The organism is Clostridium kluyveri DSM 555 (assembly GCF_000016505.1).
Lineage (GTDB): Bacteria > Bacillota > Clostridia > Clostridiales > Clostridiaceae > Clostridium_B > Clostridium_B kluyveri.
The window spans coordinates 926183-943691 of record NC_009706.1 but is presented as its reverse complement, the minus strand read 5'-3'; the positions used below and the strand labels follow the sequence as shown (position 1 = coordinate 943691).

At 29.9% G+C, this 17509-nt stretch carries 17 protein-coding genes and 1 pseudogene; 6 read left to right on the top strand and 12 right to left on the bottom strand.

The annotated features are described in order from the left end of the window. Positions 1-140 precede the first annotated feature (140 nt). Positions 141-1166 (bottom strand): deoxyguanosinetriphosphate triphosphohydrolase, encoded by a 1026-nt coding sequence (locus CKL_RS04620; RefSeq protein ID WP_012101320.1) that lies wholly within the window; start codon positions 1164-1166, stop codon positions 141-143. A 113-nt stretch (positions 1167-1279) separates the two neighbouring features. Here CKL_RS04620 and CKL_RS04615 point away from each other — a divergent pair, with 113 nt between their 5' ends. Then, complete coding sequence (locus tag CKL_RS04615) at positions 1280-2320, top strand: CotS family spore coat protein (protein WP_012101319.1); 1041 nt, start codon at positions 1280-1282, stop codon at positions 2318-2320. Positions 2321-2450: 130 nt separating this feature from the next. Here CKL_RS04615 and bioA read toward each other — a convergent pair whose 3' ends face one another. The 4 genes from bioA to hcp form a co-directional block, all read right to left on the bottom strand. Then, on the bottom strand, positions 2451-3806 hold the full coding sequence (gene bioA, locus CKL_RS04610) for an adenosylmethionine--8-amino-7-oxononanoate transaminase (RefSeq protein ID WP_012101318.1): 1356 nt from the start codon (positions 3804-3806) through the stop codon (positions 2451-2453). Positions 3807-3825: 19 nt separating this feature from the next. Continuing rightward, on the bottom strand, positions 3826-4551 hold the full coding sequence (gene bioD / locus CKL_RS04605; RefSeq protein ID WP_012101317.1) for a dethiobiotin synthase: 726 nt from the start codon (positions 4549-4551) through the stop codon (positions 3826-3828). Positions 4552-4604: 53 nt separating this feature from the next. Then, positions 4605-5162 (bottom strand): biotin transporter BioY, encoded by a 558-nt coding sequence (locus CKL_RS04600; protein ID WP_012101316.1) that lies wholly within the window; start codon positions 5160-5162, stop codon positions 4605-4607. A gap of 486 nt (positions 5163-5648) precedes the next feature. Next, complete coding sequence (gene hcp, locus CKL_RS04595; RefSeq protein WP_012101315.1) at positions 5649-7352, bottom strand: hydroxylamine reductase; 1704 nt, start codon at positions 7350-7352, stop codon at positions 5649-5651. A gap of 116 nt (positions 7353-7468) precedes the next feature. Between hcp and CKL_RS04590 the strand changes: the two genes are divergently transcribed. Then, positions 7469-8164 carry a Crp/Fnr family transcriptional regulator gene (locus tag CKL_RS04590; RefSeq protein ID WP_012101314.1) on the top strand — a complete coding sequence of 232 codons (696 nt, stop codon included), beginning with the start codon at positions 7469-7471 and terminating at the stop codon, positions 8162-8164. Between the two features lie 115 nt (positions 8165-8279). Here the strand turns inward: CKL_RS04590 and asrC are convergent. The 6 genes and pseudogenes from asrC to CKL_RS20230 all read right to left on the bottom strand — a co-directional run. Further along, positions 8280-8978: pseudogene (asrC, locus tag CKL_RS04585) on the bottom strand (sulfite reductase subunit C); the annotation flags it as partial. A 128-nt stretch (positions 8979-9106) separates the two neighbouring features. Then, positions 9107-9886, bottom strand: a complete 780-nt coding sequence (locus CKL_RS04580; protein WP_041700775.1) for a PhzF family phenazine biosynthesis protein — start codon at positions 9884-9886, stop codon at positions 9107-9109. A gap of 50 nt (positions 9887-9936) precedes the next feature. After that, a complete protein-coding gene (locus CKL_RS04575; protein WP_012101310.1) occupies positions 9937-10473 on the bottom strand; it encodes a GNAT family N-acetyltransferase in 537 nt (178 codons plus the stop codon). A 116-nt stretch (positions 10474-10589) separates the two neighbouring features. Continuing rightward, positions 10590-11219, bottom strand: a complete 630-nt coding sequence (locus CKL_RS04570) for a class I SAM-dependent methyltransferase (protein WP_012101309.1) — start codon at positions 11217-11219, stop codon at positions 10590-10592. 103 nt (positions 11220-11322) lie between these two features. Next, positions 11323-12057: an AAA family ATPase gene (locus CKL_RS04565; protein WP_012101308.1), complete on the bottom strand. Its 735-nt coding sequence runs from the start codon at positions 12055-12057 to the stop codon at positions 11323-11325. A gap of 351 nt (positions 12058-12408) precedes the next feature. After that, on the bottom strand, positions 12409-12567 hold the full coding sequence (locus CKL_RS20230) for a transposase (RefSeq protein ID WP_041700774.1): 159 nt from the start codon (positions 12565-12567) through the stop codon (positions 12409-12411). Positions 12568-12797: 230 nt separating this feature from the next. On the opposite strand from CKL_RS20230, the gene CKL_RS04555 reads away from it, so the two are divergent. From CKL_RS04555 to CKL_RS04545, 4 genes are all read left to right on the top strand, one after another. Then, positions 12798-13523, top strand: a complete 726-nt coding sequence (locus CKL_RS04555) for a helix-turn-helix domain-containing protein (RefSeq protein ID WP_012101307.1) — start codon at positions 12798-12800, stop codon at positions 13521-13523. Between the two features lie 92 nt (positions 13524-13615). Next, positions 13616-14134, top strand: coding sequence for a DMT family transporter (locus CKL_RS04550; RefSeq protein WP_012620278.1), 519 nt, complete (start codon positions 13616-13618; stop codon positions 14132-14134). A 4-nt stretch (positions 14135-14138) separates the two neighbouring features. After that, entirely contained in the window at positions 14139-14348 is a 210-nt protein-coding gene (locus tag CKL_RS21775) for an EamA family transporter (protein WP_081427959.1), read from the top strand. Positions 14349-14355: 7 nt separating this feature from the next. Continuing rightward, entirely contained in the window at positions 14356-15018 is a 663-nt protein-coding gene (locus CKL_RS04545) for a B3/B4 domain-containing protein (RefSeq protein WP_012101305.1), read from the top strand. Between the two features lie 299 nt (positions 15019-15317). On the opposite strand, the gene CKL_RS04540 is transcribed toward CKL_RS04545, so the two are convergent. Then, complete coding sequence (locus CKL_RS04540; RefSeq protein ID WP_012101304.1) at positions 15318-17363, bottom strand: oxidoreductase; 2046 nt, start codon at positions 17361-17363, stop codon at positions 15318-15320. Between the last annotated feature and the right edge of the window lie 146 nt (positions 17364-17509).

Sequence of the window (17509 nt, the reverse complement as noted above, 5' to 3'; positions counted from 1 at the left end):
ATATTCTTTATAAAAATTAAATATCCTTCTGTGAAAATAAATAATTAATTTAATATTAAATTAATTATTTATCTAATATATAAATTAGTTTTATTATATTTATATTCGTATTTTACCCATATAATAGTAAAAATTATTCTTCAATATATAACAAATTTAGGCATATATATGTTATTAAATTGCATAATACAATAGTCATCACTCATACCAGCTATATAATCTGATACTCCCCTATAAAGTCCTTCATTCTCAACAATACCTATATAAAATTCAGGCATTTTATCTGGATTTTTTAAAAAATAATTAAATACTTGTTCTAGTACAAATTTAGCTTTATTTCTCTCATCCTCAAGTATATTACCTCTATAGATTTTTTTAAACATAAATTCCCTTAGTGTATTTAAGGCTTCAAATACTTCCTCACTTAGAGATACCTCTCTCACTCCTTTTTCAATGTTCTCTATAGTAGTATAAATGCAATCTTTCACAAGTGTGTCTATTCTTTCACTATTAGTATTTCCTAGTATTTTCACTGAATATGAAGGAATCTGTTCATCTTCTAACAGTCCTGCTCTTATAGAATCATCTATATCATGATTTATATAGGCTATTTTATCACTATACCTAACTACCTGTCCCTCTAATGTCATAGCTTTTGACTTACTTGAAAAACCACTGTGATTTAATATTCCATCTAAAACTTCTTCAGTTAAGTTTAATCCTAAACCTAGTTTTTCTATTTTGGTAAGTACACGTACACTATTTTCACTGTGATTAAATCCTCTAGGCAAAAGTTTATTTAATAATTCTTCTCCGCTGTGGGCAAAAGCTACATGGCCTATATCATGTCCCATTGCTATGGCTTCTATTAGATCTTCATTTAATCCTATCCCCTTACCTATACTTTTACCTATTTGATTTACTTCCAATGTATGGGTAAGCCTGGTTCTATAATGATCCCCTTGAGTCTTTATATATACCTGAGTTTTATGTTTAAGTCTCCTAAAAGACTTGCTATGTATTATTCTATCTCTATCTACCATATAATCAGTTCTAATATTGTCTTTTTCTTCATTTATCTTTCTTCCCTTGCTGTTAGAAGAAAAAGCAGCTTCTTTTATTAGCATCAACTTTTCTTTATCTTCTATTTTTTGTCTTATATTCATATAAATCATCTCCTAAACTTTATTATTTAAGATTGCTTTTTTAACAAGGAACGTATATTGTAAAAAACTTTCTAATATTATTATAAGGAAAGAACTTTTTAAGGAGTTTTTGTATGGATTTATTGTCTGAGGAAAATGTAAAAGAACATGTACTGCCTAAATACAATATGGCAAATGCAGATATAACCAGAATTAAATTTAAAGACACAAACAAACAAAGAGCAGTGTATAAAATATCTTATTTAAATAAAAATTATTGCTTAAAAAAAGTATATTTTGACGAAGGAAATTTGCTCTTTGTATACTCCGCAATAGAATGGCTATTTAGAAATAACATAAATGTTCCGAGAATATTGCCCACAATTCACAAGGAACGCTTTGTAAAATACAATAATATGCTTTTCATATTAACACCCTGGATAGATGGTATAAAATGCGATTATGACAACAGTTCCCATTTATTTAGCACTACTTTAAACCTAGCAAAAATGCACAATAGATCTAAAAACTTTATTCCAATAGATAAAAGTTATAAAAGAAATAATTTTCAAAATATATATACATCCTTTGAAAAACATTTTAGACAACTTTTAAATTGTTCAAATTTATCTTTCAGATATCAAGACAAATTTTCTAAATTATTTTTAAAGAATTTTGAAGTCAACTCCACCTTAGCAGAAATAGCACTTACAGTATCTTCTAATATAAACTATAATAATTTGACTACTTCCCTTTGTCACTTAGATTATGTAAATAAAAATATAATATTCGATAACAATAATAAAATTTGGGTAATAGATTTTGATAAATGCAGCATAGATTATTGCTCTCATGATTTATCTTACTTCTTAAGAAGATTTCTAAAGAGAAATAATATTAACTGGGATTTAAATACAGCTATAAAATGCTTATCTCTTTACGAAGAAGTCTCCAGTTTAACTTTGGACGATTATAAGTATATCATTTCTTACCTATCCTTTCCTCAAAAATTTTGGAAAATATCCAGAGACTACTATAATAATATAACAAAATGCAACATGAGTTCTTTTTTTTATTTATTAAAAAAAGCTTCTAATAATACTATTAATCAATTAGAATTTACAATAGGCCTCGGAAAATATACAGAAAAAAAATTTAATACTACAATTAATTAATCACTATCAAGACACATTTAAACTGATACCTTTTATAAAATAACTAAACCGACCTCTTCATAGATAGGAAGAGGTCGGTATTATTAGGCAGTGATTTAAAATATATAATTACTATTTATGTAATTTTAACTTATAATTTATTTTCTATAAAATACTCTTCTATACTTTGGAAGCATTTATTTACCATAAATTTTATTTCCTCTTCATTAATAATGTATGGAGGAATAAAATAAAGAACATTTCCAATAGGTCTTAATAATAACCCCTTACTAAGAGCAATCTTATAAATCTCATACCCTACTCTCATCTCCCAAGGATAGTTTTTTTTGGTGAACTTGTCTTTTACTATTTCAACAGCTGTTATCATACCTATATTTCTAACTTCACCTATATGTTTTGATACTTTTGCCTTTTCCAATGTAAGTTTTTTTATTAGATTACCTTTTTTTCGATTGTTTTCAATAATATTATCCTCTTCTAATATTTTTAAACTTTCTAAGGCAATGGCACAACTTGTGGCATTACCTGCATAGGTATGGCTGTGAAGAAATGCTTTTTGCTCATTATAATCACCATAGAAGCAATCATATATTTCATCTGTTGTCATAACCACGGACATAGGCATATATCCCGCAGAAATTCCCTTTGAAAGGCACATAAAGTCTGGACTTATTTGGGCATGATTACAAGCAAACATCTCTCCAGCTCTGCCAAAACCAACTGCAATCTCATCTGCAATAAGATGCACATCGTATTTATCACAGATTTTACGCAGTTTCTCTAAATAATTAGGTGAATATATCTTCATACCTGCAGCTCCTTGAACCATTGGTTCAATTATTACAGCACTTATTTCATCATGTTTTTCTTCCATACATTTTTCCATATCTGCAAAGCACTCTGCATTACAATTATCTCTAGTACAGCCATATCTACACCTATAACAATCTGGCCCCTCTACTCTTATAGTGTCTAAAAGAAGAGGGTTGTATATCTTATTGTACTCATCAATATCACAAACAGACAAAGCACCTAAAGTTTCTCCATGATATGCATCGCTCAAAGCCGCAAATCTTTTCTTTTTAGTGTTTCCCTTTTGCATATGATAATGGAAACTCATCTTTAAAGCTATTTCTACCGCTGAAGAACCATTATCAGAAAAAAATACTTTCGCTAGTCTATCTGGCGTTATATTTACCAGCTTTTCTGATAAATCTACTGCAGGCTTATTCGAAAAATTTGCAAATATAACGTGTTCAATATTATCTATCTGTTTTTTTATAGTCTCGTTAATTCTTTTATTACTGTGACCTAAGGTGTTTGTCCACCAAGATGATACACAGTCTAAATATCTATTTCCCTCAATATCATAAAGCCAAACCCCTTCTCCCTTTTCTATAACTATAGGATTAAATTCCTCATAATCCTTCATTTGTCCACAAGGATGCCATATGTATTTTAAATCTCTTTTTACATAGTCATTCATAGTCACACCTCAATTTTTATTATAATTGTTCCATATGCTTTATTATGTTCTCAGCACTAAACGCCTTTTCAGAATGTATTCTTATAGCTTCTATCTCGTTATCATTCATATCCTTTATATTCTTAAGCTTTGCTACAATAGGTAGTTTAGTGATTTTTTCTATCATTCCAATATTATCATCATAAAATAAATCCTTTTCATATTTGTTTATTATAATGCCTTCAATTTTAATCCCTAAATTTTCTATATATTTTGCTGTAAGCACTGTATGATTTATTGTTCCAAGCCCAGCACTTGCCACAATAATAACGCTCATATTTAAATCCTTAATAAGATTTCCAATAGTATATACTCCTCTTCCATCATCTATCAATGGACACACTATTCCACCACTGCCCTCAGCAATTATAAAATCATACTTTTCCTTTAAATAAACATATTTTTCTTTTACTATATCTAAATCCATGGGGTTATTCTCCAACCTTGCTGCAAGGTGAGGAGATACTCCAGTCCTATAAACATAAGGTGTGATATTTTCATAGGGTTCTTCTAATTTACTCACATCACTTACAAGCTTAGTATCGCTAGGAATAAGCTTATTGTCTATTTCTAAAGCACCACTTAGGGCTGCTTTAAAGTAAACAGCATTATATCCCCTGCTCCTCAGAACATGCATAAGTCCAGCAGTTACAACAGTCTTACCAATATCAGTATCCGTCCCAACTATAAATATACCCTTAGCCATTTTTTCTACCCTCCATCTTTAATTTACATATTTCTTTCGCTTAAGGAACTCCTTCATATATTAATATGTCCACTTTTTGTTAATGCAGGTAATATTTTTGTTGAAATATAGGCCGTAAATATCGTTAGTACCAAATCTCCAGCTATGCAAACTACAAAACCATAAAAAAATGCAAAATAAAAGGAAATGTTTTTCCCTAAATATAAATTATAACTAATATATAAATATACCACTCCAAATAAATATATAAAAAACAAACCTGAGAGCAGCATAAATATTGCCTTGATAAAAGTTAGCTCTTTAACATTTTCTCTTATTTTACCTATGACATAAGCCGCTATAATAAAACCTATAAGATAGCCAAAAGTAGGTTTAAATATATAATTAAAGCCACCTCCTTCAGTAAAGACAGGTACACCAACAAGTCCAATAATAACATAAACTATTTGTGATAAAGCCCCTAGCTTTGAGCCTAAAATTATACCAGCTAAAGCACAAAATAGATATTGCAGAGTAAAAGGAACATATGGTATTGGTATCCTAATAAATGCTCCAATTGCTGTTAAAGCTGCAAACATGGCTACTAAAATTAAATTTCTTGTATTTCTCATAAAACATTCTCCTATTCCAACATTTGCTTGTACGTATCAATAATACTAAATAATCTCCTTATAGTCAACCTTTATTTTAAATTTGGTTTACAATGTACTTGCAGCCAGATATTTTCACCTATCAGACTATGAAAAATTTTTAACCTACTCAACTGTAAAACAAGATACTACTTTGTAAATTAAAATACAATGTTTGTAATCAACAGCTAAATATTTGTAAACGAAATGCAGTTTTATCGTTTATCTTTCGAGAAGAACTGTCTTTAACATGATGTCACTGGCTGCAACCGGTGCACACCTAAGTTTTGTTAAAACTTCTTCTCCAACGATAAATATCTCATAAAAATAACGCAACAAAAAAGACTGGCTCCTCACCAATCTTTTTATAAACCAGGATGCAATCTCCTTAGCATATATATTTAATTAAAAATTTTATAACTCAAATAAAATTAAAGGGCTGGAATTTATTTTACAATTGAGCATCAATTATTCTAAAAACAGTTTTAAATCTTCATCAACAGTTCCAATTCCCGCTATTTTAAAGTTTTCTATTAAGACTTTAGCCACATTTGGTGAAAGAAAAGCTGGAAGCGTTGGTCCTAGGTGAATGTTTTTAACCCCAAGGTGTAATAATGCTAATAATACTATTACAGCTTTTTGCTCATACCATGCTATATTATAGGATATTGGAAGTTTATTAACATCATCCAATCCAAATGCTTCCTGAAGTTTTAATGCAATTACAACTAGTGAATATGAATCATTACACTGGCCTGCATCAAGTACTCTTGGTATTCCACCGATATCTCCAAGTTCCAGTTTGTTATATTTGTATTTTGCACATCCTGCAGTTAATATAACTGTATCCTTAGGCAGCTTTTCTGCAAATTCAGTATAGTAGTTTCTTGATTTTGCTCTACCATCACAACCAGCCATTACAAAAAATCTCTTTATTGCACCAGTTTTAACAGCATCTACAACTTTATCAGCAAGAGCCAATACTTGGTTGTGAGCAAATCCACCCACAATTTCTCCCTTTTCTATTTCAGTTGGAGCACTGCATTTTTTAGCCATAGCAATTAATTCTGAAAAATCCTTATTTCCAGCTTCATCTGCTTGAATATGCTTGCAGCCCGGTACAGCAGTTGCCCCTGTGGTGAATAATCTATTCTTATATGAATTTTTTGGAGGGATTACACAGTTTGTAGTCATTAAAATTACTCCATTGAATTTTTCAAACTCTTCTCCCTGCTTCCACCATGCATTTCCATAGTTTCCTGCAAAGTGAGCATACTTCTTGAATTCTGGGTAATACTGTCCTGCAAGCATTTCACCATGAGTATAAACATCTACTCCTGTTCCTTCTGTCTGCTCTAATAGCATCTGAAGATCCTTCAAATCATGGCCGGAAATCAGTATCCCCGGATTATTTCTAACTCCAATATTAACTTTTGTAATTTCAGGATTTCCATAGGTTTCCGTATTAGCCTTATCAAGTAAAGCCATAGTAGTGACACCATATTTTCCTGCTTCTAATGAAAGTGCAACTAAATCATCCGCTGATAATGAATCATCTAATGTGGCAGCTAGAGCCTTAGCTATAAATCCATGAACCTCTACATCATTATATCCTAAGTTCATAGCATGCTTCATATATGCTGATAGGCCCTTAAGGCCATATATTATAAGTTCTCTTAAGCTCCTTATATCCTCATTTTTAGTTGCCAATACCCCAACTTGCTCAGCCTTAGCATCAAATTCACTAATATTATCAGATGACCATACTGCTGCATCAGTAATAGTGATTTCACTTGATGCCGTTTTTAATAACTTTTTAAATATTCCACTAATACCCTTGGTTTCTCCAAGTTGTCCACCAACTTTTATAACTTTATCTTTTAATTCTTTTCTTAATTTTAAAGTTTCCTTTACCCTATTTAAAAGTACTTGTCTATCAAAGTTAGCATTAGTAATTGTAGCAAATAAGCTTTCCGTTATATACTTGTCCACATTAGCATCAATTACTCCAACTTTTCTTCCTTCATTACTCACTACTGCCAATCCCTTTGTTACATAAACCAATAAATCCTGAGCTTTTGCTACATCTGCGGTTTTCCCGCATACACCTTTTACAGTACATCCCTTTCCCCCTGCAGCTTCCTGACATTGAAAACAAAACATATTTGACATAATTATACCTCCCTGTTTATTATTTACTATCTTTCCCTTGTAATTTCTATAGGATTATTATATTATAGAAATTAAAACAATTCGGTAACTTAGGATACGAAAAGGATGATAATTAAATGATAAAATCATATATTGAAATAATAAAAGATTCTCCTTTATTTTACGGCATAAAAAAAGAAGAACTCTTTTACTTGTTACAATGCTTAACTCCTAAAATACATAGTTTTAGTAAAAATGAATGTATAGTAAATTCAGGTGAATCAGTTGACAGATTTGGTATAGTTTTAGAAGGGGAAGCAATTATCCTCAAAGAAAACTCTGAAGGAAATAGAGTAATTATTTCTGTAGTAAAAAAAGGAGATTTATTTGGGGAAATGTTGGTATTTTCAAGTCGTAAAATATGGCCGGCAACAGTGAGAGTACAGAACACTTGCAAAGTTCTATTTCTTACAAACTCAGACCTTATAGCTAGATGTGGAAAGATGTGTCCATGGCATACCGCAATGCTGCAAAATTTTATGAATGTAATATCAGATAAAGCATTATTATTGAATAAAAAAGTTGAATATCTTTCAATTAAAAGTATACGGGGCAAAATATGTTCATATTTGTTGGAACAATATCAAAATGCCAAAAACAACACTATAATTTTACCCTTAAAGCGGAACGAACTCGCTGATTTTTTAAATGTATCAAGACCATCTATGTCAAGAGAAATGTGCCGAATGAGAGATGAAGGTATAATTGATTTTCATTTGTCTACATTTAAAATAAAGGATATTCAAGCCTTGCAGAGCTTTTGCGAATATTAAAAAATATTGTTCCATAGAAATTATATAATACCACTTTAATTAATAACAACAATAATTCAATATCACAAATTATAGTTAAAAAACGGGCACTAATGCCCGTTCCTCAGCTCATCTATTACCAATTAATATTTTCTTGTATCTCAACTTTATTCCCTGGTTTTACATCTTTTAATGCCCATCTTTTAAATTCATGATACCCGGTTCTATCTACAATATATCCAATATGTTCTTTTCCTAATGGCGCATCTTTATCAATATATTCTTCTATATAATCATAAGTATTTAATATAATTTTTATTATACTCTCTTCATCTATCCATTTGGCAAAATCTTGAGCAAGTCTTGGATTTTTCTTTCCCGTTCTTCCCATTATGACTAGCTTAAAGTATTTTTCATCACTTCTTGTCCATGCACCTGTTGGACATTTTCCAACACATTCTCCACATCCAATACACTTGTCATGGTCTCTTACAACCTTAAAACTTCCAAATGTTAGTGCTCCTGTGGATCTTTTCTTGCAGTTCTTAACACAGGCTTGGCAGCCTATGCATCTGTAGCTGTCATATTGTGTTTCAGTCATTCCTATAATTCCAAAGTCCTGCATTCTAGTTTTTATACAATCATTTGGACATCCAGTTAAGGCAATTTTAACATGACGATCGTTAGGGAAAATAGCCTTTTCTATCCTCTTTGCAAATGCGGAAGTGTTATAATTAGCAAAAGGACATACCATATTTCCTATACATGCAGATACATTTCTTGTACCGGAGGAGGCATATCCTGTAGTTGAGTATTTATTTTTCAATGCTATGTCCTCCTTCCTTAAAGACTATAATTTAATAGTACCATATTTTACATTCTAGTCAAAATAAAAAGACCTAAGTTAATAAGTCTTTGTGACACATAAGTTTTCATATTATAACTTAAATCAATAAAATAGTTTTATACATTTATATAACCTTCCAAATAAGAAATAGCTTGACCTGATATTTCTATATTTTCTCCTTTATCAGTGCAATATAATTTCCCTCCTCTATCAGATAACTGATATGCTACGAATTCATTCTTATTTAAAATCCTCTTCCAATACGGAACTAATATACAATGTGCTGAACCTGTCACAGGATCTTCATTTATTCCTGACTTTGGGGCAAAATATCTTGATACAAAATCTACTTCATTACCTTTAGCCGTTACTATTATTCCAAATACATCTAGTTTCTTTAATTCCTCCATATTTAATCTAAGACTTTTTATATCTTCTTCTTTTTCGAACACTGCCATGTAGTCTCTAGACCTATATACTTCTTTAGGTTTTTTTCCTAGTCCTCTTATTAATTCTTCTGGTATTTCACTTTTTTCTCCTTCTCTTGATGGGAATATCATTGTAATCAACTTATCTTTTTTTAGTACCTTCAAAATTCCACTCTTTGTATTAAAACTTATCTCATTTGAATTTTTATTTAAATACTCAAATATAGTGTAAGCAGCTGCTAATGTGGCATGCCCACATAGGTCAATCTCTTCTTCTGGGGTAAACCATCTCAACTCATACATATCATCCTTTTTTGTAAAAAAAGCAGTTTCAGATAAATTATTTTCTTTAGCAATCTTTTGCATTAAACCATCTTCAATCCACTTTTCTAATGGGCATACTGCTGCCGGATTCCCTTTAAATTCCTCCTTTGTGAATGCATCAATCTGATAAATTGGTATTCTCATTTCCACCGCTCCCCCATTATTAACAGTTATTCTATAAAACCAAAATTAATTCATTTATTATATATTCGATAATAATAAAATGGCTTTTCTTCTGTATCTCTACTATTTGAAATCATTTTAATATCAAGCTTAGTAAATCCACATTTTTCGACTACTCTTTGGGATCCTATATTATCAGGTTCAATAATAGCTATTAGATACCTAAGTTTTAAGTTATTAAATGCCCATTCTATTATTGCCTTTGAAGCCTCAGTTATGTACCCATTATTACTATGATATTCGGAAATAAAATATGCTATTTCTATTTCATTATTAACCTCCTCCTTATTTCCAATATCCACCATACCTATAAGTTCTTTACTTGCTTTTAGGGTAACTGCAAGCATTATTCTTGCAATATATTTTGTTGATTTGGTGTAATACTCTTGAATCCAGATTACCCATTCTTTTCTCTCTTCTTTTGTTCTTTTCCAATCAGACATCCATTTTAATATATAAGGCTGACTGCAAATATGATGTAATTCCTCCACATCATCTGCAGTAAATTGTCTCAATATAAGTCTTTCAGTCTCAACATAAATACTCATTCTTGACTTTCTCCCTTTATAATAATTATCTATAAAACTCGTAATTATTTACACCTGCATGTATTTTTAAAATTATCATATTATTTAATAATTCACTATTTTTTATATAATTGTAATTATAGTTCTTTTTGACATCTTACCATTATAAATTTAAATGGAGGTTTATTTTCCACATTCTTATGTGGCTCAACAATTTCCGAAAATTCTATCAGTCCATATTTTCCGAATTCCTGTTTTATCGAGTCAGAATTATAAAAAAACATTTTTATCCCTTCCATTATCTCGAAATAGTCTTTACCCAGTTGTTTGCCTTTTCCAAACATTGGGGCTTCTTTTGAAATAGTAGTAAAAATCATATATCCGTTTGGCTTTAACTGATTATAGCAATCTTTAATAAACTTATCTCTCTCATGATTATTCAATAAGTGAATAAGTGCATAACAAAATATACCGTCATAAAGTTTGTTATCAAAAGGCATATCAGTTACTGAACCATGAAAAATACTAATATTAAGCCCATTTTGCCTCGCCAAATCAACGGCTGTTTTTGAAATCTCAATACCCGTTACATTTATTTCGTTGTCAATAAAAACCTTTGCATTTCTGCCATATCCAATACCTGGTATCAATATGTCCTTAATATTCTTTTCAAGGAAAAAGTCCTTTGTTAAGATTGCGGAGTCTGAAGGTTCAAATCCCCACATCATTTGATTTTCTATAAAACTTGATTCCCAGAATTCTGTCATACCTCTATCTCCTTTATATTTTATTTTAAGTATATGTTATTTACTTCGTATTTTCTAACTTTTACATAAAATTAATTGATTTACGTTCATACATTTTAACTTATTATTCTTCAAATAAAAGCATCTCTAACATTTTTTCAGGTCTATCAAGAAAGGCTTTTGTAATCTTATAATGTTCAGTATCCTTGTACTTCACTTCTTTTATTCCATCACTTAATTCATAAATTATTGAATCTGGATAAGACATTATTATAGGAGAATGAGTAGCTATTATAAATTGAGACTTCTTCTGTATTAATTTATTCATTATAACAATCAGGGACATTTGTTTTGAAGGTGACAATGCTGCTTCTGGTTCGTCTAAAATATATAAACCATTTCCACTAAATCTATTCCCAATAACTGATAAAAAAGATTCCCCATGAGATTGTAAATGTAGTGAAATACCTCCATATGAACTAGAAGCATCTATCTCATCTATATTTGTTGCTACATTATAAAAGCTTTCTGCTCTCAAGAAAAAACCATCATTAGGTCTTTTGACCCCTTTAACTAATTTAAGATTCCTATATAAATCTGAATGAGTATCTTTTGTTGAAAAGTTAAAATTTCTTGTTCCACCTTCTGGGTTAAATCCATATGCCACCGCAATAGCCTCAAGTATTGTTGATTTACCCGTACCATTTTCTCCTACTATATATGTTACTTTTGGATGAAATTCCAACATAGATAAATCCTTTACGGCTGATAAGCAATATGGATATTTAGAAAATGAATGTATTTTTTCTCTACATAATTTAACGCATCTTAAATATTGATTATATTTCACTGAATCCATTTGTTACACCTCCAAGTTACCTTAACTTATAATTTATTTTTATTGCACCATAACGTCCCTTACTACTTCTATAAATATCTAGAATAGAGGATTTAATCTGTTTATTTTGAATACTTCATGTACTCTGGCTGCGCCTGGAATTTTTATAAAAAGAACTTCTTGATACATTAAAAACCTCACACATTAACTTAATACCATAATTATTTTTGTTATTTTTAATAAACTTATATAATATATTTAATTTTTCTTTGCAAATATGGCCATAGCTTTTTTAATATATCATTTTCTTCTTCCAACCTGGTCATCTTTTTCATCAATGCCTGATAATCAGCTGTCGTAATAGTTTTGTTATTATCTATCTGTATAGGTGTTGATTTTTAACCCATGATTTATTGTTGATTTAGATGTGCCATATTCGCTATTTAATTCACTTAAAGATTTACCTGATTTATAAAGTTCTACTATTGTATTTTTAAAATCTTCTGTGTATCTTTTGGACTTATTTAACATATTTGTAGACACTCCTTTTCTTTTATTTTATATTGTTCCAATTTTTGTGTCTACATTTTTATACTAGCACCACTACGTATAAACTAAAATATTAGCCATCACATGTGATATATGGTTTAAATAATAAAGATATAATGTAGATTTCTTAATAAACAATCCTACATTTATGCTATAATAACTTTAACACGCAAATTTGAGCTATTGTATATAAGAGAAAGAAGTGAATACTATTGAACAGTGTAATATGTGAACGTAGAATATATGATCGTAAACTTAATACACATGCTCATTCATATGCGCAATTAATTTTACCCATTCACGGAATTCTTTATATAGAAACCGATCATAAAAAACTAACATTAAAAGATGAACACTTATTCTTTCTTCCTCCAGATTGTAAACATACCTTTAGTGCTGATAAAGGTAACGAGTTCTTAGTTTTAGATATTTCTACTAATATAATTAAAAAATCCGATATAAAAAAGCTGATAGGTGGAAAGGAAATCCTATTTGATGATAAGTGGAAAGCTATAAGATATTTATTCCTAAATGAGGCTAACAATAAGAAAAGTTCTAGTTCCATTACTAACCTATTCCTCTATTGTTATGACTTTATTACAAATGAAAATATTCCTGATTCTATAAAATATATAAATGAACATTTCGCTGAAGATATAGATTTGAAAAAATTAGCAGTTATTGAACATTATAATATCAGTTATTATACCGAATGGTTTAAAAATAAAATGAAAGTTTCACCTGTTGACTACATACAAAATCTAAGAGTAAGAAAAGCAAAAGAACTTCTTTTAAATTCAAATTTATCAATATTACAAATTTCACAAATGGTAGGTTATGATTACAATTCATCATTTACTAGAGTATTTAAGTATTTAGAAAAAGTAGCCCCTTCAGAGTTTAGAAAAAAATCTAAAAATAGGCTAAAAACTAACTAAGTTTAAGAGAAGACTTATCTAACTAAAAAACTATAATAATATTTATAGAACTATGTTTAATAGTTCTTTATTTTTTAATAGTTTAGTGGGGGATGAAATTGATTATTAAGTTATTTAAAGCAAAAAAATTCAATGCATATATCAATTTAGCTCTTTGCGTATTATTATGGGGTTCCATACCCGTGGCAACAAAAAAGATTTTGGTAGAGCTAGATAATTTGCAAACTTTGTTCTATTCAACCATTTTATCAACACTAGTACTTGGTTTAATATTGATATCTCAAAAGAAAACTGGAGATTTAAAAAAATATAATAAGAATCAATATGGATCAATGATTTTTCTTGGATTTCTCGGCAATTATATGTACTATGTTTTTTTATACGGGGCACTAAGTAGAACAACAGCTTCTGAAGGTTTTATATTATCTTACACTTGGCCTATATTAGTACTTATATTGTCTTTTATCATACTCAAAGATAAGATCACTTTGCAAAAATTAGTTGGAATCCTTATTAGTTTCCTTGGCATTATTATCATAACTACTAAAGGGAATATTTCAGCCTTCAATTTAACAAACTTACAAGGAGATATACTCGCACTAATTCGTTAATAGTATATCTTATATATTTTGGTTCAAGGCTTTAGAAGGCGGAGAAACTCATATAGTTTCAAATTTACTATACTTAACTCCATTTATATCCTTAATCTATATTTTAATATTTTTGAATGAGAGAATATTGATAAGTGCAGTAGTAGGTATTACAGTTATAGTTTTGGGAGTTCTATTTCAATATATTAAAATTAATAAATACAAAGGAGCTTGATTATATTATGGTAAATGTTATAATTTGCGAAGAATTAAAGAAAATTTGTCCTGAAATGACACTAGGCTGTATACAAGCGCATGTAGATGTAGAAAACAGCAGTGATAGTTTATGGAAAGAAATTAACGATTATTGTGAAGTTTTAAAGAAAGAAATTCATATAGAAGAACTAGCATCACTACCTAGAATTAAAGAAGGAAGAGAAATATATAAAAAACTAGGTAAAGTACCTAGTAAATATAGATTATCTTCAGAAGCATTAATAAGAAGGATATTGCAGGGAAAAGGAGTCTATAAAATAAACAACATTGTAGACATTAATAATCTAATATCATTGAAATCAAAGTTTCCTATAGGTTCATATAATATTGAAAACTTACATAACCCAATTTCTTTAATGATAGGTAAAAAAGACGGTCAATACAAAGGAATCGGTAAAGGGCAAATAAATATAGAAAACCTTCCAGTATTAACTGATTATATCGGTAGTTTTGGAAGCCCAACAAGTGATTCTGAGAGAGCTATGATAACAAGTAATGCCAGTGAAATATTAATGTGTATTTATTCCTTTAGTGGTAAAACTGATATTAATGAATATTTAAAGTATAGTAAAGAACTTTTAAAAAAATATGCAAATGGAAAAGATATTGAAATTGAAATAATTAAGTAATATTTAAAAATACGGCCTAATACCATCAGCTGTATTACACAGGTAAAAACTCTTTTCTTTCTTCTCTACTTACAAATACATATATTAAATTACTTTTATATGGATAATTAGCAAAAAGGGTACTTACCTTCTGGATTAACAATTACCCCTAATTGCTATTGTTTTAAACATTTTGAAATACTAAATATCAAAATAAAATAGTAATATTTAAATTCTGCATAAATACTTCTTTAAATATACAATGCTAAAATATACTATAGTAAAATTAATATTATCTATAGTATATTTTAGATTAATTTTTATAGATTATACGCACTTTCAAATCCAGTTTCCATTGCATTTCGTATTCTTCCAGGCTTTTCAGCATCTCCTATTACCCTTACTGTATAAAAGTTTGACTTTATTTCATCTATAAGCTCTTTGTTTGGACTTGTCCCTAATGATATGATTATATAATCAAAATCATATTCTTTTATTTCTCCATGAGGAAGTATTTCAAATATCACTGTATTATTTCTTATGCTGATTAATTTATGATTTGTAATCATTTCTACATTGTGTTTTTTTAACCTTCCCTGAACATCTGTTAAATTTTGAAAAAATACGCCCTCACCTATGTTATCTCCCATCTCAAATACAGTTACATCATTATTCTTTGATGCTAAAAATTCTGCAGTTTCAAGTCCTGTCATTCCTGAACCTATTACTGCTACTTTTTTATTATAAATTTCTGTTTTCCCTGATAATACATCCACAATAGTGAATACATTTTTTCCATGAATACCATTTATGGACTCAGGAATTATAGGACTTGAGCCTTCTGCCACAAATACAGCATAAGGACTTAGTTTCTTAATTTCATCAATGGTAGGTATTTTATTAAGCCTTATTTCCACTCCCAACTTATGGACTTGTAATTGCAAATAATTTATAAGCCATGATATTTTTTCTTTCTTAGGAGGTTTATTTGCCAGATTAAGTTGACCACCTATCCTATCTGATTTCTCAAATATTATAGGTTTGAATTTTCTCATGGCAAGTACCCTTGCGGCTTCAAGTCCCGAAGGACCTGCTCCCAATATTACTACCACTCTTCCATCTCCATTTTTTTTCATATTACAATACTCAAATTCTTTTCCTGCCTGAATATTTATACTACACTCTACAGGATTACCTGTAGCTACTCCACTAAACAAGGTTTCTATACAGTGAAGGCAGGATATACATAACCTGGATTCATAAGCACGGTTTTCTCTTGCTTTATTAGACCATTCAGGGTCTGCAAAATGAAGTCTTGCAGAACCCACAAAATCTGTACGGCCTTCTCCTATTATTTTATCTGCATAAGCTGCTTCTCTAATCACTGCTGCTGATATTACAGGAATATTAATTGATTTCTTTATTTCTTCTGCAAGGTACAGCTTCCACCCTTGAGAAAAAGATATAGGTTCCCAGGATACATTCATGGTTTCATAAATACCTGCACTTACATCTATTGCATCAACCCCTATTTTCTCTAGATGTTTTGCAATTTTAATTCCATCTTTCAAAAGTATTCCATCTTCAACACCATTAGTTCTTAAAAATTCATCTACGGACAGCCTTGCTATAACCGGATAATCTTGTCCACATTTTTCTCTTATTCCTATAACTATTTCTTCAATAAATCTCATTCTATTTTCAAAGCTTCCACCGTATTTATCAGTTCTTTTATTTGTATAAGGACTTAAAAATTGATTGATCAAATATCCATGAGCACCGTGTATTTCAACCCCATCAATACCCGCTGCCCTAACTCTACAGGCGGCATTTATGAAATCCTGTACTAATCCTTCTGCTTCTTTTGTAGTCATTTCCCTTGTTTCCTGGTGTACCACATTACATTGAGTTCTACTTGGTGCCATCATTGGCTTGTTACCGTTTACCTCACAAAAACCCTGTCTTCCCGGATGGTGAAGCTGAATAAATATTTTGCCTCCATTTTCATGTACAGCATCAGCCAGCTTTTTAAGTCCAGGTATATATTTATCATGAGCAGCAGATAATTGCTGTCTGTCAGCTACTCCATTTTCATCATTTACCCTTGTTACCTCTGTGATTATAAGTCCAATGCCACCTTTTGCCCTTTCAACATAAAAGGCAATCATCTCATCTGATACAGTAGCATCCTTATTATTTAGGCAATTTTCCATAGGTGTCATTACTATTCTATTTTTTAATTCTAAACCTCCAATTTTACCTTTGGAAAATAAGTTTTTATATATACTTTGTTCCTCAGAATTTTTCATATCTTTCATTATATTTTTTACCGTGTCTTGAATTTTATTCATATAAAGATCATCCATAAAATTATCTCCTCTTCTTATTTAGTGTACAAGTGTTATAAGCCTCTTACCATAACTTTTATATATACACCTCCTACAGTTGGATTTGCTTACATATAATTTACTATATAATATTACAAACTACATTTTTAGTAATCACTGTGTTA